23 protein-coding genes and 4 tRNA genes are annotated in these 19,737 nt (G+C 47.4%); 15 read left to right on the top strand and 12 right to left on the bottom strand.

The window, feature by feature from the left end:
* Positions 1-41 precede the first annotated feature (41 nt).
* Entirely contained in the window at positions 42-917 is an 876-nt protein-coding gene (locus tag HPC38_RS00405) for an MBL fold metallo-hydrolase (protein ID WP_208119306.1), read from the top strand.
* A 183-nt stretch (positions 918-1,100) separates the two neighbouring features.
* On the opposite strand, the gene HPC38_RS00400 is transcribed toward HPC38_RS00405, so the two are convergent.
* The 3 genes from HPC38_RS00400 to HPC38_RS00390 form a co-directional block, all read right to left on the bottom strand.
* Positions 1,101-1,187: transfer RNA gene (locus HPC38_RS00400), tRNA-Leu, on the bottom strand.
* Between the two features lie 5 nt (positions 1,188-1,192).
* A tRNA-Cys gene (locus tag HPC38_RS00395) sits at positions 1,193-1,266 on the bottom strand.
* A gap of 2 nt (positions 1,267-1,268) precedes the next feature.
* A tRNA-Gly gene (locus tag HPC38_RS00390) sits at positions 1,269-1,344 on the bottom strand.
* 228 nt (positions 1,345-1,572) lie between these two features.
* Between HPC38_RS00390 and HPC38_RS00385 the strand changes: the two genes are divergently transcribed.
* Genes HPC38_RS00385 through bioD form a run of 6 tightly spaced genes read left to right on the top strand, consistent with a single transcriptional unit; the run spans position 1,573 to position 7,194 of the window.
* Complete coding sequence (locus tag HPC38_RS00385) at positions 1,573-2,682, top strand: methionine biosynthesis PLP-dependent protein (RefSeq protein WP_208119305.1); 1,110 nt, start codon at positions 1,573-1,575, stop codon at positions 2,680-2,682.
* A gap of 2 nt (positions 2,683-2,684) precedes the next feature.
* Positions 2,685-3,974 carry an adenosylmethionine--8-amino-7-oxononanoate transaminase gene (gene bioA, locus HPC38_RS00380; protein WP_208119304.1) on the top strand — a complete coding sequence of 430 codons (1,290 nt, stop codon included), beginning with the start codon at positions 2,685-2,687 and terminating at the stop codon, positions 3,972-3,974.
* The gene (locus HPC38_RS00375; RefSeq protein WP_328805190.1) at positions 3,971-5,125 is read left to right on the top strand and encodes an aminotransferase class I/II-fold pyridoxal phosphate-dependent enzyme; all 1,155 of its coding nucleotides are present in this window, start codon (positions 3,971-3,973) and stop codon (positions 5,123-5,125) included. The genes bioA and HPC38_RS00375 overlap by 4 nt, the downstream gene beginning before the upstream one ends.
* Positions 5,125-5,787: a DUF452 family protein gene (locus HPC38_RS00370; RefSeq protein ID WP_208119303.1), complete on the top strand. Its 663-nt coding sequence runs from the start codon at positions 5,125-5,127 to the stop codon at positions 5,785-5,787. Before HPC38_RS00375 ends, HPC38_RS00370 begins: the two co-directional genes overlap by 1 nt.
* On the top strand, positions 5,772-6,545 hold the full coding sequence (bioC, locus tag HPC38_RS00365; RefSeq protein ID WP_208119302.1) for a malonyl-ACP O-methyltransferase BioC: 774 nt from the start codon (positions 5,772-5,774) through the stop codon (positions 6,543-6,545). The genes HPC38_RS00370 and bioC overlap by 16 nt, the downstream gene beginning before the upstream one ends.
* A 1-nt stretch (position 6,546) precedes the next feature.
* Positions 6,547-7,194, top strand: a complete 648-nt coding sequence (gene bioD, locus HPC38_RS00360; RefSeq protein WP_208119301.1) for a dethiobiotin synthase — start codon at positions 6,547-6,549, stop codon at positions 7,192-7,194.
* Between the two features lie 16 nt (positions 7,195-7,210).
* Here bioD and HPC38_RS00355 read toward each other — a convergent pair whose 3' ends face one another.
* The 7 genes from HPC38_RS00355 to HPC38_RS00325 form a co-directional block, all read right to left on the bottom strand.
* A complete protein-coding gene (locus HPC38_RS00355) occupies positions 7,211-8,731 on the bottom strand; it encodes a tripartite tricarboxylate transporter permease (RefSeq protein ID WP_208119300.1) in 1,521 nt (506 codons plus the stop codon).
* A complete protein-coding gene (locus HPC38_RS00350) occupies positions 8,728-9,183 on the bottom strand; it encodes a tripartite tricarboxylate transporter TctB family protein (RefSeq protein ID WP_208119299.1) in 456 nt (151 codons plus the stop codon). Before HPC38_RS00350 ends, HPC38_RS00355 begins: the two co-directional genes overlap by 4 nt.
* Before the next feature lie 16 nt (positions 9,184-9,199).
* The gene (locus tag HPC38_RS00345; RefSeq protein WP_208119298.1) at positions 9,200-10,165 is read right to left on the bottom strand and encodes a Bug family tripartite tricarboxylate transporter substrate binding protein; all 966 of its coding nucleotides are present in this window, start codon (positions 10,163-10,165) and stop codon (positions 9,200-9,202) included.
* Positions 10,166-10,364: 199 nt separating this feature from the next.
* Positions 10,365-11,456, bottom strand: coding sequence for a redox-regulated ATPase YchF (gene ychF, locus HPC38_RS00340; protein ID WP_208119297.1), 1,092 nt, complete (start codon positions 11,454-11,456; stop codon positions 10,365-10,367).
* A gap of 16 nt (positions 11,457-11,472) precedes the next feature.
* The gene (gene pth / locus HPC38_RS00335; protein ID WP_208119296.1) at positions 11,473-12,060 is read right to left on the bottom strand and encodes an aminoacyl-tRNA hydrolase; all 588 of its coding nucleotides are present in this window, start codon (positions 12,058-12,060) and stop codon (positions 11,473-11,475) included.
* Positions 12,061-12,156: 96 nt separating this feature from the next.
* Entirely contained in the window at positions 12,157-12,297 is a 141-nt protein-coding gene (gene ykgO / locus HPC38_RS00330; RefSeq protein ID WP_208119295.1) for a type B 50S ribosomal protein L36, read from the bottom strand.
* Positions 12,298-12,305: 8 nt separating this feature from the next.
* On the bottom strand, positions 12,306-12,569 hold the full coding sequence (locus HPC38_RS00325) for a type B 50S ribosomal protein L31 (protein WP_208119294.1): 264 nt from the start codon (positions 12,567-12,569) through the stop codon (positions 12,306-12,308).
* A 305-nt stretch (positions 12,570-12,874) separates the two neighbouring features.
* On the opposite strand from HPC38_RS00325, the gene HPC38_RS00320 reads away from it, so the two are divergent.
* Genes HPC38_RS00320 through HPC38_RS00310 form a run of 3 tightly spaced genes read left to right on the top strand, consistent with a single transcriptional unit; the run spans position 12,875 to position 15,617 of the window.
* The gene (locus HPC38_RS00320; protein ID WP_208119293.1) at positions 12,875-13,411 is read left to right on the top strand and encodes a hypothetical protein; all 537 of its coding nucleotides are present in this window, start codon (positions 12,875-12,877) and stop codon (positions 13,409-13,411) included.
* A gap of 17 nt (positions 13,412-13,428) precedes the next feature.
* The gene (locus tag HPC38_RS00315; RefSeq protein WP_208119292.1) at positions 13,429-14,073 is read left to right on the top strand and encodes a YchE family NAAT transporter; all 645 of its coding nucleotides are present in this window, start codon (positions 13,429-13,431) and stop codon (positions 14,071-14,073) included.
* Positions 14,073-15,617, top strand: coding sequence for a peptide ABC transporter substrate-binding protein (locus HPC38_RS00310; protein WP_208119291.1), 1,545 nt, complete (start codon positions 14,073-14,075; stop codon positions 15,615-15,617). The genes HPC38_RS00315 and HPC38_RS00310 overlap by 1 nt, the downstream gene beginning before the upstream one ends.
* On the opposite strand, the gene ribA is transcribed toward HPC38_RS00310, so the two are convergent.
* Positions 15,614-16,234, bottom strand: coding sequence for a GTP cyclohydrolase II (gene ribA, locus HPC38_RS00305; RefSeq protein WP_208119290.1), 621 nt, complete (start codon positions 16,232-16,234; stop codon positions 15,614-15,616). The genes HPC38_RS00310 and ribA overlap by 4 nt on opposite strands.
* 160 nt (positions 16,235-16,394) lie before the next feature.
* Between ribA and nagK the strand changes: the two genes are divergently transcribed.
* Positions 16,395-17,309 (top strand): N-acetylglucosamine kinase, encoded by a 915-nt coding sequence (gene nagK, locus HPC38_RS00300; RefSeq protein ID WP_208119462.1) that lies wholly within the window; start codon positions 16,395-16,397, stop codon positions 17,307-17,309.
* 15 nt (positions 17,310-17,324) lie between these two features.
* Here the strand turns inward: nagK and HPC38_RS00295 are convergent, their stop codons facing one another.
* Positions 17,325-17,888, bottom strand: coding sequence for a DUF1439 domain-containing protein (locus HPC38_RS00295; protein WP_208119289.1), 564 nt, complete (start codon positions 17,886-17,888; stop codon positions 17,325-17,327).
* A gap of 84 nt (positions 17,889-17,972) precedes the next feature.
* Between HPC38_RS00295 and HPC38_RS00290 the strand changes: the two genes are divergently transcribed.
* From HPC38_RS00290 to HPC38_RS00275, 4 genes are all read left to right on the top strand, one after another.
* Positions 17,973-18,680: a hypothetical protein gene (locus HPC38_RS00290; RefSeq protein ID WP_208119288.1), complete on the top strand. Its 708-nt coding sequence runs from the start codon at positions 17,973-17,975 to the stop codon at positions 18,678-18,680.
* 46 nt (positions 18,681-18,726) lie between these two features.
* Positions 18,727-19,449, top strand: a complete 723-nt coding sequence (locus tag HPC38_RS00285) for a BUD32 family EKC/KEOPS complex subunit (protein WP_208119287.1) — start codon at positions 18,727-18,729, stop codon at positions 19,447-19,449.
* Entirely contained in the window at positions 19,446-19,583 is a 138-nt protein-coding gene (locus HPC38_RS00280; RefSeq protein WP_208119286.1) for a hypothetical protein, read from the top strand. Before HPC38_RS00285 ends, HPC38_RS00280 begins: the two co-directional genes overlap by 4 nt.
* A gap of 53 nt (positions 19,584-19,636) precedes the next feature.
* Positions 19,637-19,713 (top strand) — tRNA-Met (locus HPC38_RS00275).
* The last annotated feature ends 24 nt before the right edge of the window (positions 19,714-19,737 follow it).

Below are 19,737 nucleotides of genomic sequence, written 5' to 3'. Positions count from 1 at the left end.
TGACTTTTTGCTGCTGTTTATATCTTTTCTAAAAGAGTAGAGTGTTACCAGAAAAAATTAAACAGATGGAGTTAAAAATGATACTATATAATCGAAATTGCAACAAGATGTCTTTAAACTCAAAGGAAAATCATATAGTTTATCAACATATTCGCAATGCAACAGCTAAGATCAAAATAGGAAATTTAGTACTGCTTGTAGATCCTTTTTTTGCATCTAAAGGCAGTTGCCCTCCTTTTTCTTGTCCAGCCAATTCCTTTAAAAATCCTCTTATAGATCTACCAGTATCTATAGATAGTATTGTGGCTGATGTTGATGCAGTTATTATTACCCATACACATTTAGATCATTGGGACAGTACTGCGCAAGTAGTTTTGAAGAAAAATATCCCTATTTTTGTACAGAACGAAAAGGATAAAAATACAGTTATTACTCAAGGGTTTCGTAATGTTACTGTTGTTGGGCAATCAACTCAATTCAAAAATCTGATCTTAACAAAGATAGCTGGGCAGCATGGTACATCAGAAATGTATGCTAATCCTAGTATCGCTAAGAGATTAGGCGAATCAATGGGTATATTGATACATGAAATAAATGATAGTTCATTGTATTTAGTGGGTGATACTATTTGGATTGATGAAGTAGAATCTGTTATAACACAGCTTCAACCTGATATTATTGTATTAAATACTGGCTATGCTCGTATTACGAATGATAAAGGAAGTATTATTATGGGATATGATGATGTATATCGATGCTATCATTTATCTCCTAATTCATCTCTAATTACAGTACATATGAATGCGTTAAATCATTGCACGATTACATCGGAAGATATGAAAAAATTTATTATGGAAAATAAATTACAAGATAGAGTTTATATACCTAAAGAAGGAGAGGTTATAGGTTTTATGTAATAAAAAGAATTACAAGAATAAAATAACGTAGTGGCTGTTGTGACGTTTTGCAAATGTCACTTTTAAATAACAGCCACCGAACAGCCACCAGTGGGCAATTTTTGCAAAAGTGCGGTGATGATTAGGCATAAAAAAAGCCGCTAAGTTAGCGACTATCTTTTTGATTTGATTTACTATTTTAAATGGTGCCCGAGGCCAGACTTGAACTGGCACAGCTCGAAAGCCGAGGGATTTTAAATCCCTTGTGTCTACCGATTCCACCACTCGGGCAAAAATGGAGGCGTGTCCCGGAATCGAACCGAGCTCCACGGATTTGCAATCCGGTGCATAACCTCTCTGCTAACACGCCTTTGGAGCGGGAAACGAGACTCGAACTCGCGACCCCAACCTTGGCAAGGTTGTGCTCTACCAACTGAGCTATTCCCGCAAACTTCCATTGAGAAAGTAGGCTTGCATTTTACCCACTTCCGCTGCGGTGTCAATCTTTCAAGCCAAATTTTTGTTTAATTGCTGAAAAAATGAATAATTTGGGCAAAAATGCAAAGTGCGGTCGGTGAGATTATGATATTCCTGCGTTGGAGTATTCCAACAGCGCCTGCCTTGTGTCAGAATAGTGAGCTTTAAAAATTAAATAACATCATGGAAGGAAAACGCAATGTCAGTATCCTATTCTTTAGAAACACAGCTTGCTCAACTTGGCAACCGCAGCGATGAGAAAACAGGCGCAGTGTCGGCGCCAATTTATCTTTCCACGGCGTATGGTCACCATGGCATTAATGAGTCCACAGGTTTTGATTACACGCGTACTAAAAACCCAACCCGCACTTTGTTAGAAGAAGGCATTGCAGCGTTGGAAGGAGGCGATCGAGGTTTTGCTTGCGCATCTGGCATGGCGGCGATTCAAATTTTGATGTCGCTATTTAAAGCGCCAGATGAGTGGATTATTTCCAGTGATGTGTATGGCGGTACCTATCGCTTGCTCGATCATTGTTATAAACATAATCATGGGGTGAAACCTGTTTATGTCAACACGGCAGACTTGAATGCGATCGAAAGTGCGGTCACGGAAAATACGAAAGCGATTTTTATCGAAACGCCGTCCAATCCGCTGATGGAAGAGTGCGATGTGGGTGCGATTGCGCACATGGCGAAACAGCATAATTTATTGTTGATTGCTGATAATACATTTTTAACCCCTGCCTTGTTTCGTCCGTTGGAGCATGGCGCTGATATTGTGATTCACAGTGCCACAAAATATTTAGCTGGTCACAATGATGTGTTGGCAGGGTTAATCGTTGCCAAAGGGCAGGCATTGTGCGATCGCCTATTTTACATTCAAAATGGGGCGGGCGCGGTGCTTTCGCCATTTGATTCATGGCTGACCATTCGTGGCATGAAAACGTTGGCGCTGCGCATGGAGCGTCATCAGCAAAATGCGCGCGCATTGGCGGAATTTCTGCGCGCTCAGCCACAGGTGCGTGATGTGTTATACCCCAATAAAGGCGGTATGTTGTCCTTCCGCTTGCAAGATGAAACGTGGGTGAATCCTTTTTTGAAAGCGATCAAATTGATCACGTTTGCGGAAAGCCTTGGTGGCACAGAGAGTTTCATCACCTATCCCGCCACGCAAACCCACATGGACATTCCAGAGCCTGAACGCATTGCGCGTGGCGTGTGTAATCGTTTATTGCGTTTTTCTGTTGGACTTGAGAATGTGGACGATTTGAAAGCTGATTTAACACAGGCATTTGCTAAGCTAGGCTAATTATGCAACAAGATTTACTGCTCACGTTTGACCGTGAGCACCTTTGGCACCCGTATTCCTCAACGCTCAATCCTTTGCCAACCTATGCGGTGGAGCGCGCCGAGGGGGTAGAAATCACACTTGCCGATGGACGCGTGCTGATTGATGGTATGTCATCTTGGTGGGCGGCGTTGCATGGCTATAATCATCCTGTATTGAATGCGGCGGTGCAGGCGCAATTGGCGAAAATGAGCCATATTATGTTTGGCGGGCTGACCCATGAAAGTGCGGTTGAGCTGGGGCAGTTGTTGCTGGACGTTTTGCCAAAAGCGCTGAATAAAATCTTTTATGCTGACTCAGGCTCGGTGGCGGTGGAAGTGGCGATGAAAATGGCGCTGCAATATTTCCAAGCACAGGGCAAGCGCCACAAAAGCCATTTCGCCACTATTCGCTCAGGCTATCATGGCGACACTTGGCATGCGATGTCGGTGTGTGATCCCGTGACGGGTATGCACTCGATTTTCGGGCAAAGGTTACCTGTGCAATATTTCTTGCCGCAACCACGTTCGCGCTTTGATGATGATTTTGATCTCAACGATCTTGCGCCCTTACAATCGTTGTTGTCGCGTCATGGCGATGAAATTGCCGCATTGATTTTAGAGCCTGTGGTGCAAGGGGCGGGGGGCATGTATTTCTACTCTCCGCACTTTTTAACCCACGCTAAAGCCCTATGCGCTGAGCACAATGTTTTGTTGATTTTTGATGAAATTGCAACAGGCTTTGGGCGCACGGGGAAATTATTTGCATTGGAACACGCCAATGTGGTGCCAGATATTATCTGCTTAGGCAAAGCACTCACGGGCGGATATATGACACTTTCTGCCACGATCACGAGTGAGCGTGTGGCCAGCACGATCTGTTCGGGCGAGGCGCAATGCTTTATGCACGGCCCGACCTTTATGGCGAATCCGCTGGCTTGCGCGGTGGCGGCGGCGTCAATCAAATTGCTGTTATCTAGCGACTGGCAGGGCAAAGTGCGGTCAATTGAAGCGCAACTCAAGCGCGAACTTGCCCCAGTGGCAAATTGGCCTTGCGTGCGAGAGGTGCGTGTGCTTGGCGCCATCGGCGTGATTGAAATGAAAAGTGCGGTGGATATGGTGAGCTTACAAAAACGCTTTGTTGAAAAAGGCATTTGGGTGCGCCCATTTGGCAAATTGGTTTATCTTATGCCGCCTTTTATCATCAGTGCGGCGCAATTAAGCCAGCTCACCACGGGGCTTTTGCAGGCGTTGCGTGAGGAATACCAACGGTGAGCATACTCGATGAATTCAGCGCAGAGTTGGCGCAATTAAAGGCGCGCGCGCAATACCGCACTTTGCCACAGCTGATGCCACAAGCAGGAAGTGAGCTGATTAACTTTTCATCCAATGACTATCTCGCCCTAGGGCAGGATGTGGCGTTGCAGCAGGCATTTTTAGCCAATGTTGCGCTAGACACAGCACCACTAGGGTCGTGCTCCTCTCGCTTATTAACGGGCAATTTCCCTGCTTTTTCCCAGCTGGAACAGCAGCTTGCTGCCCGTTATGGCACGCAGGCAGCACTGGTGTTTAACAGCGGTTATCACGCCAACATTGGCATTTTGCCTGCGCTGGCGAATAAGCATACGTTGATTGTGGCGGATAAATTGGTGCATGCCAGCCTGATTGACGGCATTCGTTTGGCAAACTGCGATTTTAAGCGCTTTCGTCACAATGATATGGCGCATCTCTCAACACTGTTGGCGCAATATCATAACGCCTATCAGCGGATAATTGTGGTGACGGAAAGTGTGTTTAGCATGGACGGCGATAGCGCCGATCTCTGCGCGTTGGTGGCGTTGAAAAAACAGTTTCCAACGGTGCTACTTTATGTTGATGAGGCGCACAGCGTGGGCTGTTATGGTGCGCAGGGCTTAGGTTGGGCAGAAAAGTGCGGTGTGGCTCACGAGATTGATTTGCTGGTGGGCACGTTTGGCAAGGCGTATGCCTCCACGGGGGCGTTTGTGGTGTGTGCGCAGGTGTTAGCCGATTATTTGGTGAATTTTATGCGCCCGTTGATTTTTTCAACCGCACTTTCACCGTTAATTATGGCATGGAATGGCTATTTGGTTGATAAAATGCCTGAATTTGCGCAAAAACGTCAGCATCTTGCCAATATTAGCCATCTTTTGCGATCAGGCATCAGTGAGCTGACAGGGCAAGAAACACCGAGCACAAGCCATATTGTGCCGCTGATCGTCGGGGAAAATGAACGCGCAGTGCAGCTAGCACAGGTATTGCAACAAAGCAGATTTTACTGCTTGCCTATTCGCCCACCGACTGTGCCTCAAGGTACGGCGCGCATTCGTTTTTCACTGCATGCCGATATGCCTGAAGACGCCATTGACAGACTCTTAACAACCCTTAAAACACAGCTGAGGTCATAATGCAATTTCATTGGTTTAAACGTGCAGGTAAGCGAAAATTAATCCTCTATTTTGCAGGCTGGAGCAGTGCGCCGAATGCGGTTGAACATTGGGTCATCCCTGACGATTGCGATGCGCTGGCGTGTTTTGATTACCGCACTTTGGATTTTTCACCCGATTTGCGTGCGTATGATGAAATTACTGTTGTGGCGTGGTCGCTTGGCGTGTGGGTGGCGCAGCAGGTGTTAGGGCAAGGCTTGCCGATAGTCAATAGTATTGCCATTAATGGCACAGGCTTGCCGATTGATGATGATTTCGGCATTCCTCAGGCGGTGTTTAGCGCCACATTGCAGCATTTAGATGCGGCAGGAAGGGTAAAATTTGAGCGCAGAATGTGTGGAACGCGTGAGATATTGCGTGTTTATCAACAATTTCCCGCGCGCGCATTGGCAGAAATTTACGACGAATTGGCAGCCCTTGAGCGGGCAATTAATGCGGCACCTAAGCGCACTTTTCGCTGGCATAAGGCGATAATTGGCATTCACGATCGTATTTTTCCAGCTGAGAGCCAAGTGCGTTATTTCACACAATTTCAGCCACAGTGTGACATTGTGATGTTTGAAGCACCGCACTTTGTTTTTTCTCATTTCTCATCATGGCAGGCGCTATGTCAGAGCCGCTAGACAAGGCATTGATCGCACAGCGTTTTGCCAAAGCCTTGCCTAGCTATGATCATCAGGCGAGTGTGCAGCGCGCAGTGAATCGAAGAATGCTTACGTTGCTGCGTGAAAAGTGCGGTCAGGCGTTTGCGAATGTGTTGGAAATTGGCTGCGGCAGCGGCGATTTGACCGCACTTTTGCATCAGCAGCTGACGGCGCACCAATGGTGGCACAATGATCTCAATGCTGCCGCCGTGCAAACCCAAGCCCAGCGCTGGCAGGGCGATGACACCCATTTTTTATGTGCAGACGGTGAGTATCTTGACCGCACTTTGCCTGCCACACAGGCATTTGATCTGCTACTTTCAGGCTCCACCGTGCAGTGGTTTCATGCGCCTGAGCGGATTGTGACGCTGGGTCGTGCCTATTTACGCCGCGGTGGTGTGTTGCTTTTCAGCACCTTCTTGCCTGATAACTGCGCTGAAATTCGTCGGCTGACGGGCAAGGGGCTGGATTATCCTACTTGTCAGCAGTGGCAACGCTGGCTGGTGTCTGGCTTTGAATTGGTAAACTTAGAAGCGCAGCGCCATGTGCTCACTTTCCCGAGCCCCAGAGCAGTGTTAAAACATCTTAAAGCAACGGGCGTGACGGCAACAGCACAAATGCACTGGACAAAACACCGCTTGCAAGCCTTTGAGCAGGCTTATTGTGCGCACTATTCATCTCAAACGGGGGTGCGTTTGACGTATCACCCTTTGATTATTTTAGCGAAGAGGACATAATATGGCAGGGCAGATTTTATTTGTATCGGGCATTGATACCGACGTAGGCAAAACCATTGCCACAGGGGTTTTTGCCCGAATGTTAGCGCAACAAGGCGTGCGTGTGATTACGCAAAAAATGGTGCAAACAGGCTGTGAAAAACTATCAGACGACATTATAACGCACCGCAAAGTGCAAGGTGTACCGTTGTGTGATGATGATACTTGTGGTTTAACCTGTCGCTTTATTTATCACTACCCATGCTCACCGCACTTGGCAGCAGAAATGGAAGGGCGTGCCATTGATCTTGATTTAATCACGCAAGACAGTCGCACACTGGCGCAGCGTTATGAGGTGGTGTTGCTTGAAGGCGCAGGTGGGCTGGCGGTGCCGTTAAATGCAACGCAAACAACACTGGATTATCTCCAGCAGCAAGGCTATCCGCTGATTTTGGTCACCAGTGGCAAATTGGGCAGCATTAATCACACGTTGCTCAGCCTGGAAGTTTGCCGCGCCCGCAATATTCCATTGCATACACTGATCTACAATCGTTACCCGAAAAAAGATGACATCATCGAACAAAGCAGCGAGTGTTATTTGCAACACTATTTGCAGCAACATCACCCGAATGCGCAATTTATGATACTAGAGGAACAAAAAGCGATCTAATTGATCGTTTTTGACATTAATCATCAAGCCCTTTGGTCGAGGCTTTCATTTTCGCACGCAAAATAGGCCCCACAAGCATTGGTAAAATTAGCCCAAGAATGGCAACAATCCATAGCCCAATGGCCAGTGGGCTGCCCCATAAAATGGCCCAATCGCCGTTAGAGATCATTAATGAATGGCGCAGAGCGATTTCCAGCTCGGGGCCGAGCAACATACCAAGAATAATCGGCACGAGCGGGATTTCAATTTTGCGCAAAATATACCCCAACACGCCAAAGCCAATCATCATATACAAATCAATCACGCTATGGCTTAAGGCATAAATGCCTAAAATGGCGATCAGCGTCACTACTGGCATGAGAAAGCGTGGTGGGATGGATAAGATTTTCACAAAAAAACCAACCATCGGAACGTTAAGTAACAGGAGCAACACATTGCCGATAAACAGCGCCGCAATGACACTCCACACCAGTTCCGCATTTTGTTGGAAGAGCATTGGCCCTGGGGTAATGTTGAGCGAGATCAACATCGCAAGCAAAACGGCAGTGGTGCCGCTGCCAGGCACGCCTAATGTTAACATGGGCACTAATGCACCACTGGCGGCGGCGTTGTTGCCCGCTTCAGGCGCTGCCACACCGCGCGGATCGCCAGTGCCAAAAGTGTTTTCTTTATCAACCCATTTTTTCTCTAATGTGTAACTGATAAAACTGCCTAGTGAGGCCCCCGCCCCTGGCAACACGCCTGAAATAAAGCCTAGAATAGCGCCACGAAAAGAGGTGGGCAGCAGCGCGATAATATCGGCGAGTTTAATCCGCATTTTGTTCACGCTTATCATATTACGAACGTCGTTGCGGTGGCTTTCAATAAACAGCAGTAACTCACTGATTGCAAATAACCCCACGAGAACAATAATAAAATCAATGCCTTCATACAATTCAAGTATATCAAAGGTATAACGTGGAATGCCTGTACTGGCGTCGATGCCCACCGTTGCAATCATTAATCCAAGTGCGGTTGCAACCAATGTTTTTGCGACACTTTTACTGGTGATGCCACCGAGTGCGGCAAAGGCCAAAATATACAGCGCCACATATTCAGGCGGCCCGAAGTGCAGCGCGGCTTTCGCCAACAACGGCGCAAGTAGCACTAAGCCGATGGTGGCAAGCAAACTGCCAACAAAAGAGGCCACTGCGGAGAAAACCAACGCTTCTGCTGCTTTGCCTTGCTTGGCCATGGGATAACCGTCAAGGGTGGTCATCAGCGCGGGTTCATCGCCTGGAATATTCAATAAAATGCTGGAAATCCGCCCTCCGTACATCGCGCCTGAATAGACGGCGGTGAGCAAAATCAGTGCAGTGGTCGGGTCAAGCCCGAGGCTAAACGCCAGCGGAATTAAAATTGCCACGCCATTAGCCGGCCCTAACCCAGGCAGAGCGCCAATAAGCGTGCCAAGCGTGCAACCAAGGGCAGCGAAGGCCAGATTTTGCCAAGTTAATGCCGCCATAAAGCCATTGAGAAGCAGATCAACGGTTGTCATAGCCAGCCTCCTAAAATACCTTCTGGCAGCATCAGCTCCAGCACAACATTAAACAACAGATAAAGGGCACTGGCGTAGCAGGTCGCGATGAGATATGCGGGAAAAGGTTTTGCGCCCATTTGCCAGCTTAACAATCCGCAGCACAGCACTGAGGTGGGAATAAAGCCCAATGGCTCAAGTAAGATGACATAAATTATTAAAATGGAAATGACCAACAACAAAGAAAACCACGTTTTACCTTTCGCCCAGTCGCTATTTTCTTGCGGTTTAATCACAAGCCATAAGCCTGCCAGTGCCAAGATTATAGCGATAATGGTGGGAAAGGTGCGCGGCCCGATGGTTTCATGTGCGCCGAAAGGTTGCTCAAATTCTAGGCCAAGATAGCCATAACTGAGTGCGAGCAACACCATACACAGCCCAAAAATGCGATCCGCCAGCCGACTTTGCGCCATAACCCACCTCACTTTATTATTTTATAATGCCCAATGATTTAGAAATCGCCTGAATGTCGGCAATTTGTGTGTTGACATAATCTGTGAATGCCGCCCCTGACTTATGAAACGGCATTAAGCCATTTTGCGCCATGACAGCGTGCCATTTTGGATCGTCGTTGAGTTTATCCAGTGTGGTTACCCACCAGTTATAGGTCTCGTCGCTGACCTCTTTTGGCAGATAGAAACCACGCCAGTTAGCCGCTGTGGTATTAATCCCTTGCTCTTTTGCCGTTGGAATGGCGTCATAAGGTGCTGGCAAGCGTTCATCAGCAAGCACGGCAAGCACGCGCAAATCACCTGATTGGATAAAGCCTTGCGCCTCTGAAATATCGCCTGTGAAGGCATCTAAGTGCCCGCCAAGCACTTTGGTGATAGCATCGCCCCCGTTATTAAAAGAAAGATAGCGAATGTCTTGAGCATTTTTAACGCCAGCCTCTTGGGCGGCCATTAATACTTTGAGGTGATCCCAGCCACCAACGGAGCTGGCGCCTGCAAATTTGACCGCACTTGGTGTTTTTTTCAATGCCGCCATCAAATCGTCAAGCGTTTGATATGGCGCATCTTTTTTCACTGCGATCACGCCATAATCCGCACCAATGGCGGCGACCCATTTCACCATGTCGGCATTCATGCCTTTAAATTGCCCTTGTGCCAAGCGTGTGGTGGTGGCGGTGGAAGCTGCAACAAACAAGCCATCGTCTTTTTTCCGTTTAGACACCACATGGGCAAACGCCACACCGCCTCCGGCGCCCGCCATGTTGACGGTTTGAATTGGGTTAGGCACCAGTTTTTCTTCAAACAAAAGTTTCGATACGCTGCGGCAGGTGAAATCCCAACCGCCGCCTGGACCTGCTGGAGCAAGGCACTCTTTGATGGTTGGGGCGGCAAAACTGCTGCTGGCGAACAAACCTAGCAAAACAACACTGGCAAATTTTTTCATGGTGCGCTCCTTTTGTATCATTTCTGATAATAAATTGAAAACAAAATGTTAAATCAAATTAGCAAAAATCAGCACAATACACAACGCGCCTGATGGTGTTATCAGGTGATCGCGATCCCAAATTTAGAATTTAGTGAAATTTGTGGCGTGATAACCGCACTTTATAAAAAAACCACCGCAAGTGCGGTGGTTGAAGGGGTTATACGTTGAAGCGGAAGTGCATGACATCGCCATCTTGCACGATGTAGTCTTTGCCTTCAAGGCGCCATTTGCCCGCCTCTTTGGCGCCGTTTTCACCGTTGTATTGAATGAAATCATCATAACCGATGACTTCAGCGCGGATAAAGCCTTTCTCAAAATCGGTGTGGATAACGGCGGCAGCTTTAGGTGCGGTGGCACCCACGGAGACTGTCCACGCGCGCACCTCTTTCACGCCTGCGGTGAAATAGGTTTGCAGGTTCAACAACTCGTAGCCAGCGCGAATCACACGGTTAAGCCCTGGTTCATCAAGGCCAAGCTCACTTAAAAATTCGTCTTTTTCATCATCTTCTAACTCGGCGATCTCGGCCTCAATCGCCGCGCATACAGGCACAACAACAGAGCCTTCTTTTTCAGCGATTGACCGCACTTTGTCTAAAAATGGATTATTTTCAAAGCCATCTTCGTTGACGTTGGCGATGTACATGGTCGGCTTCATGGTGAGGAAATTGTAGTTTTTCAACACCGCCAATTCATCTTTGTCAAAATCCAACGTGCGCAGCATGCCAGCATTTTCCAGCACAGGCAGGCATTTTTCCAACACGGTGAGTGCAAATTTTGCCTCTTTATCGCCGCCTTTGGCTTTTTTCTGCAGGCGTTGAATGGCTTTTTCACAGCTTTCTAAATCCGCCAACGCCAGCTCGGTGTTGATGATGTCGATGTCATCTGCAGGGTCAATTTTGCCTGACACGTGCACGATGTCATCGTTTTGAAAGCAACGCACCACATGACCGATAGCATCGGTTTCACGAATATTGGCAAGAAATTTGTTGCCTAACCCTTCCCCTGTGGAGGCGCCTTTCACTAGGCCTGCAATGTCGACAAATTCCATGGTGGTTGGTAGCACACGCTGCGGATTGACAATTTTAGCTAGCGCATCCAAGCGTGGGTCTGGCATCGGCACTACACCCGTGTTTGGCTCAATGGTGCAAAAAGGGTAGTTCGCCGCTTCAATGCCTGCTTTGGTTAACGCGTTAAATAGGGTGGATTTGCCCACGTTGGGTAAGCCCACGATACCGCACTTAAATCCCATAAAAATTCCTTACTAGTTAGTTTGCTTTAAAACCGTTTAACCGATTCATTGCAGCATTGATATCTTGTTTGAGCATAAGTTCAATGCAACGCGTGGCTTCATCTACGGCTTGGATAATTTTTTCACGTTCAGCAGGCGCAGGTTTACTTAACACATAGTTACTTACCAACGATTTATCGCCTGGGTGCCCAATGCCAAGACGCAGGCGGTAAAAATCGCGCTGATTTCCCAAACGCGCGATGATGTCTTTTAGCCCATTGTGCCCGCCATGCCCGCCACCGAGCTTGAATTTTGCAATACCAGGTGGCAGGTCCAGCTCATCGTGAATAACTAAAATCTCTTGCGGCGCGATACGGAAAAAGTTTGCCAATGCGCTAACCGATTTGCCACTGAGGTTCATAAAAGTGGAGGGCAAAAGCAACCGTACTTCTTGCCCTTCAATCGTGGCTTTTGCGGTGGCACCGAAGTACTTACTTTCAGGCACTAAGCGAACATGATTTCGCTCGCACAAAGCGGACAACACCCATTCGCCCGCATTGTGGCGGGTGCCATCATATTGGGCGCCAGGGTTGTTTAAGCCCACGATTAATTTAATTTGTGACACAGCAGCCTCTGAACTCAAAATAATCCGTTATTTTATGCTAAAAGTGCGGTACTGACAAGGATATAGGCGATGAAAGTGCGGTTAGACCGCACTTGGTTATTTACGTTTTTTGCCACCTTGGCGTGCTTTAAAGCGGGGGTTTTCTTTGCAAATGACATATACCACGCCGTGGCGACGGACAACTTTGCAGTTAGGATGGCGCGTTTTGGCGCTTTTGAGCGAGGTTAAAACCTGCATAATGGCTCCTATTTACTTTTCAAACCAAATTTGGCGAAACGGTTGGTAAATTCGCTCACGCGACCTTCGGCAGCCACTTGGCGGGTTTTGCCTGTGTAGAATGGGTGTGAGGCGGACGAGGTGTCGCAGATAAAGACGGGATATTCATTGCCGTCTTCCCATTTCATTGTGTTGTTGGTGCGTGCGCAAGAGCGAATTAAAAAGCCTTTTTTGGCATTAGAATCATAGAACAACACGGTGCGGTAATTATCAGGATGGATACCTTTTTGCATAAAATCTCCTAAAGTAAGTATGGAAATAAAGTTGTTATTTTATAGATAATGATAATTATTATCAAATAAATTTTTTAATTTTAATATCTTTTTTGTTTTGTCAACTTATGCAATTTTTGAGCGCTTGCTTTTGTTTGTGTAAAAAACGCCTTATAATGCCAAAATTATATCCTAATGTTGTTGTTTAGGTGAGCAACTTGTTAGAAAGTTGATTTTGGCGCTGATTTCAAAACTCACTCGAGGTGATAATGTATTCACAGATAAAATCAATGGTTGTCGTTGCGCTGCTTTTTTGGGGATTGCCTTTGTACACATTAAGCGCTCAGACCTCACTCGAAACAGATGAGCCTCTTAATGCAAACCCTGTCAACGGCAGTTATATTGATATGATGCACGATTGGGTTGATGCCATCTCACAAGGAAGCATCAGTGTTGATAGTCTGCCCAAACAGGCTGTAAAAATAAGCGATCAGGTGGGGACTGATGCTTATCTTTATATTGGCGATTATAGCGTGCGCCTTGGCAAAGTGCGGGTTGGCATGGGGAAAAAAAGTGATTACCGCATTGCCATTTTAGGCACCAGTGATAAAGCAAATCTCTATTCTCAGACAGCGGTATTCAATTGTCGCAAAAGGGAAATGCGTGTGGTGGAAGTGATCACCTATCCTAACTTGTCGGAACGGATGTTTTATAATGTTCCCAAGCCTGCACCGTGGGTTGCACCCAAAATGGGCAGTGGGCAGTATTGGCTAGTTAATGCCATTTGTTCAGCAAATCCTGTGACTTTAGATGACCATCGAACCGTAATCGGGTATAGTGTGCAGTCGAATCGACTTTTGTAATCGTTTAAGGTTTTATTGTGGACTTACCAAATCTTTCTGTCTATATCCAATTTTTCATTGGGCTCGTGGCTATTGTGAACCCCTTTGGGATTCTGCCGATTTTTGTCAGTATGACCGCCAATCAATATGAAGCGGAGCGCAAAAAAACAACCCTCATGACTTGCGTGTCCGTGGCGGTTATTTTGCTCATTAGTGTATTTGTGGGTCAGCTTATTCTCAATTTGTTTAGCATTTCAATTGACGCCTTTCGGATCGCTGGCGGAATTTTGATCGTCACCATTGCGATGACGATGATCAACGGCAAACTGGGCGATCAAAAACAAAATAAAGAAGAACAAACCACCGATGTGACAGAATATAACAATATTGCCGTGGTGCCACTGGCAATGCCGATCATGGCAGGGCCTGGCAGCATCAGCACCACAATTGTGTGGTCATCGCGTTATAATTCTTGGGTCGATTTAGGTGCATTCAGCGTCGCCGTACTGTTATTTGCATTATTGTGCTATGCGTTATTTCGCTCAGCGCCTTACATTGTCAGCCTGCTGGGCAAAACGGGCAGCAACGTTGTCACCCGTATTATGGGGGTGATTTTGATGTCGCTTGGTATTGAAGTGGCTGTGGTGGGCATTGGCAATCTCTTCCCAGGGTTGATGCACTAATGAACCGCACTTTTGCTCTCAGCTGTGCTGGGCTTTCATTGCTACTGACCGCATGTGATCCAAAGCCAACACCAGTGCCCCCGCCAAAGGGGGATGCGCAGGTGATCAAAGCGCCAAAAGGCGAGGAGCTTCACCGTAAGCGGCTAGAACGCGGCATGGAAAGCCCATTTGTGTTCTCGCCCCAAGCTATTGAGCAGCCAGAGCAACGAGCGTTATTATTTGATCTCTACGCAGGGCTTGTACGCCTTAACAGTCAAGGCGAAATTGAAAGTGCACTCGCTAGTCATTGGGAGCAAACCTCACCGACGGTGTGGCGCTTTCACCTGCGAGAAGGAGCAAAATGGTCAAACGGTGAGTCGTTAACCGCGCAGGATTTTGTACGCAGTTGGTGGCAGCTGGCATTGAGCGACAGCCCGCTGCGGGAATATTTGCGTTATCTTCATTTGCTCAATACGGACGAGGTGCTGGCTAAAAAAATCGGGGTGGAAAGCCTTGGCGTGCAAGCCCTTGATGACCGCACTTTAGTGTTCACGTTAAGTGAGCCCGTGCCCTTTTTGCCGAAGTTGCTTGCCCATGTGGCGCTGTTGCCTGTTTATGCTCACAATGATGGCGAAACGCTGATCAGCAACGGTGCTTATCGCCTGAAATCTCACAACAGTGAAACCGCACTTTTGGAAAAAAATGCGGACTATTTTGATGCGGCGAAAGTCGCCTTTGAGCAAGTGCGTTATCACCACGATCTCACAGGTGCGCTCGACATCACGCCGAATACCACACAAAGTGCGGTTGCGCCAAGCCATGTGTTGCTGCTGCCACAGTTGTGTAACTATTATTATGAGTTTAATTTCCGCCACCCGCGTTTGCAGCAACGCGCCGTGCGCCAAGCCATTGACGCGATGGTGGCGCAAAATGATCTATTGCCCCAAAGTGCGGTCGGCTTTCGCCTCAATACCAAATTTTTACCACATAATTTGCAAACGCAAGCGCAATCTCAAGGCTGGTCGGTGGTAGTGCCAGAGCAGCAGTTGGCGCAGGCGGGCGTAAGCCGTGAAAAGCCGTTGAAACTGCGTTTAACCTATGACAACACGGGCATACACCCAGCGGTGGCGCAACAGTTGGTGCGAATGCTTTCGCAATCCGATTTAATTTATATCCAGCCTGAAATGGTCACCACCGAGGAACTTTTAGCCCGCCGCAATCGGGGGGATTTTGACTTGATTCGCTCGGGCTGGTGTGCGGATTTTTATGATCCCGCTGCGTTTTTTGACCCTCTTTATAGTCATAGCCCGAACAATAAAATGGGCATTAATGACCCCGACATTGATGGCGTGCTTAACGCCATTTATCAACCGAATGTGAGCCAAAGTGAGCGCAGCGCACTGTATGACAAATTGGCGCGCGTGGTGGATGACAAACAAATAGTGCTGCCGTTGTTTCAAGCGTACCGCACTTTACGGATCAACGACAGCGTGCAAGGCGTCAGTGTTAATTTTCGTCTGGGCTATCTCCCCAGCGAAGGGCTTTATCGCAAAGTGTCACACTAGTTGTGGCAACCGCACTTGCATTTGTGTGTGCCAGTAAAATGCCCCATTTTGTCGGCTTTGACTTGCAGATAATCATTGTTGTATTGATTTTCCCCTACATTCAGCGCCACGCGTTCAACAATGTTGATGCCAGCACGTTTTAAGGTGTCGATTTTATCGGGATTATTGGTGAGCAACCGCACTTTGTGTACCCCGAGTGCTGCCAACATATCAGCACACACAGTGAAATCCCGTTCATCGGCTTTGAATCCTAATGCTTCATTGGCTTCGATCGTATCAAGCCCTTGATCTTGAAGTGCATAGGCTCGAATTTTATTGATAAGCCCGATTCCGCGGCCTTCTTCTCGGTGGTAAATCAATACTCCGCGTCCCAGTTCACTAATCTGCTTCAATGCGGTTTCAAGCTGAAAGCCGCAGTCGCATTTTAAACTGTGCAGCGTATCCCCCGTTAGGCATTCTGAGTGGATGCGAGTGAGCACGGGTTTGCCGTCGTCAACGCGGCCCATCACCAACGCGACGTGTTCTTTTTTCGTGTCTGGCATTTCAAAGCCAATTAGGCGAAACAGCCCATAGCGGGTGGGTAAGTTGGCTTGCGCCACCAGTTCAATTTTGGCCATAAGTCATCCTCAACGCAATTAAAAACGGCGCTATCATAGCACAACCTCACTCAAGGCGTGTGCAATTTTGTGTGGTATCTCACATCTCACCACTTCCCTTGAGCACAGATGTTATTTTTCAGTTAGAATAACGCCATTGTGATTATAAGGAGATGCAATGATTTATTATGGCTTAGATATCGGCGGCACAAAAATTGAGCTGGCGGCGTTTGATGCGCAGTTTAGTTTGCTGCACAAAGAGCGGGTGGAAACCCCAAAAGAAGATTATTCACAGTGGCTTGATACTGTGGCGGGGTTGGTGGAAAAAGCCGATCAGCGATTTGGCGAAAAGGGCAGTGTTGGCATTGGTCTGCCAGGCTTTGTTAACCGTGAAACGGGCATTGCGGAGATAACCAATATTCGTGCGGCGGATAATCGCCCAATTTTACACGATTTAAGCACGCGGCTTGGTCGCGAAGTACGGGCGGAAAATGATGCCAACTGTTTTGCGCTGTCTGAAGCGTGGGCGGATGAAAATCAACAATATCCTTTCGTGCTCGGCTTGATTTTAGGGACAGGTTTTGGTGGGGGCTTGGTGTTTAACGGCAAGGCGCACTCAGGCCATGTGGGCATGGCAGGCGAACTTGGCCACATTCAGTTGAACTACCATGCGCTGAAATTGCTCGGTTGGGACAACGCGCCGATCTATAAGTGCGGTTGTGGCAATGAGGCTTGTTTGGATACATATATCTCAGGGCGCGGATTTGAAATGCTTTATCGCGATCTAAAAGGCGAAAGTTTAAAGGCGCCTGAGATTATTGCACGTTTTCAACAAGGCGATAAAAGTGCGGTTGAGTTTGTCGAAATGTATATTGAACTGATGGCAATTAGCATTGGTAATATTATTACCGCACTGGATCCTGATATGATTGTGCTCGGCGGCGGGTTGTCAAATTTTGACTATATTTATCAGGCGCTGCCAAAGGCGTTACCGAAACATTTACTGCGCAGCGCCACAGTACCTGTGATCAAAAAAGCCATTTTCGGTGATTCAGGTGGCGTGCGAGGGGCGGCCGCGTTACACATGGCGCGTTGAAAAAGCAAGGCGTGCTTAAAGCGGCACGCCAGTTTCTAACACAATATTGCCAGGCTCAATGCGCAGTTTTTTCACCATCGCCTTGATCATACTTTGTGTGCTGTCGTTGGGGTCGAGCGTGTAAACAGGAAATTGATTGAGCAACAATTCTAAGCTATTGCTAATCAACGGCATAATGGTTTGCAGCTGTGCAGCGTAGCGATCGGGCTGTGACGACCAGCGCAAAACGCGTAAATTTTTCAAATACACCGACCCTTGTTCTGCGTTGTAAACGGGCGTGACATCAAAGGTGAGCTTGATTTGACTGGCGATATTTTGCCCTTGAAATTGAATGTTGGCACTCACGGCGCCATCAAGCTGGACATTTTCACCGTCGTTGATGCCCACTTTGGCTTGCAGGGAGTCCACTTGATAGTGCATTTTCATGACCATCGGGATGGAAAAATCATCGTTATAGCCAAATTTTTCGCTCAAGTAGTGATTGATTTGTGCCTCGCTAATACGAAAATCGCCCGCGTGTGCGAGCAGCGGTAAAAACAACGCAAAAATCGTGAAAAAAGCCTTTTGGATTCGGCGCATAAAATATCCTTTTGGGTTTAAATTCGGCGCAAAACACGCTAGAATGTTGCTAATTACAACTCGTATTCACTTAAGTGAGGACCTATGAAACACTATATCACAAAAATTGCGCTTTTATCATCCGCTTTAGCATTGGGTGCGTGTAGCACCATTTCCGATGTGACTGGGGTGAGCTTACCAGGCGCTAGCGAGACAGCTGCAATGGACAGTCAACTAGGCTCACAACTGACGCAAATGGAACAAACCTTAGCGAAACAACCACAATTTGCCTACCAACTCAACCAAGACGCTTACCGTGTTTACACTCAAGACGGCAAAGTGGCCTTTGTGGAAGCCAAAGTAAAAGGCGATGTGAGCAAAGCCTATTATAAAAATGGCAAATTGTTCGCAGCAGTGGAAAAAGGGCAAATTTTTGGCTTTGATGATCAAGGCAAATTGGTGCAAGTGGTCAATAGCAATGGCAAAGTTGAAAAAGTGGATGACGCAGCAGCCATAAAACACGCTACCACATGGCATGCCAAAGCGAAAAAATGGCAAACTATGTTTGGTTTGACTGCCGCTGAGCGTAACCCATCTCGCGTGCGCACGGGTGCTGATGCGAAACTTAACTATTTATGTATCGCCAAGTTGCAACAAGTGGCTGGTACAAAACGTGTGTTCCGCAGCTCTGCCAACCGTGGCAATAGCACCCGTCTAAGTGCAGATATGCGTTTGAACGGTAATCAATATTATGTGATGGATTGCCAGTTGCAAGGCGATCGAGTTTCCAGTTTGAGACTGCATAAAAAATAATGTGTTTAACAGATAACAAGAGCGGCTTCGACCGCTCTTTTAGTTTATGATGACATTAACCGATTTGATCTCACAGCTAAGACGCGAGCATCCCGCTCAGCGGGTGTTGTCGTTTGACTATCAAGGCGAGAAATATTGGCTCAAACAAGTCGAACAAACCCGTGGTGTAATGCGGCTATTGAAAGGCAATCCTAAACGTGCGCTGGCAACAGAGATCGCCACATTGCGTCATTTGAACGCGCTAAACGCCCCCTGTGCCGAGTTAGTTGAGGCTGGGGAGGATTATTTGGTGTTAAAGGATGTGGGGGAAACGGTCAATCATTGGCTGAATAACGACAGCTTAACTGATGTGCAAAAAAATGCGTTGGTTGCACAGTGTGCCACGGCATTAGCTCAGCTGCATCACAACGAGATGGTGCATGGGCGCCCTGCGCTGCGGGATATGGGCTATATGAACGGCAAAGTGCGGTTTATTGATTTTGAATCTAGTCTCAATCATACCCAATTAGCGCGTAATAAAGTGCGTGATGTTTTGGTGTTTTTACACGATCTTTATCGAAGTGAAAGAGCTACAACAACGATGGTCACACAAGCGATCCATGCTTATCGCAAGGCAGGGGGGGAGAGTGTGTTGAGGCAGGCAACCGCACTTTTGCATCGCTGGTGTTGGTTGTATTACCTGTTAAAACCAACACGTCGGTTTGCAGGCAAAGATCTGCTTGCGGGCTTACAGCTGTTTGACTATTTTTTAAAAGAGGATAGAGCATGAAAAAATCATTGTTAATCCTAGCGTTGTGCGTCGTGCTTAGTGCGTGTGCCAACACGGGCGTAAGCGCTAGTGCAGGTGGTGGCAGCTTGGGCGTGGGAGGGAATCTCGGCATATTTACTGGTGTGAGTTTTTAAGATAACGGCTTGCTATTGCGCACAATAGTTTGTATAATGTGCGCTGTTTCGGACGCGGGGTGGAGCAGCTTGGTAGCTCGTCGGGCTCATAACCCGAAGGTCGTTGGTTCAAATCCAGCCCCCGCAACCAATCTGCGTAAGCGGAAGAATATGG

The sequence above is a fragment of the Spirabiliibacterium pneumoniae genome (assembly GCF_014884995.1).
Classification (GTDB): domain Bacteria; phylum Pseudomonadota; class Gammaproteobacteria; order Enterobacterales; family Pasteurellaceae; genus Spirabiliibacterium; species Spirabiliibacterium pneumoniae.
The sequence above is the reverse complement of the archived record's forward strand: the minus strand, read 5'-3'. Positions and strand labels throughout refer to the sequence as shown.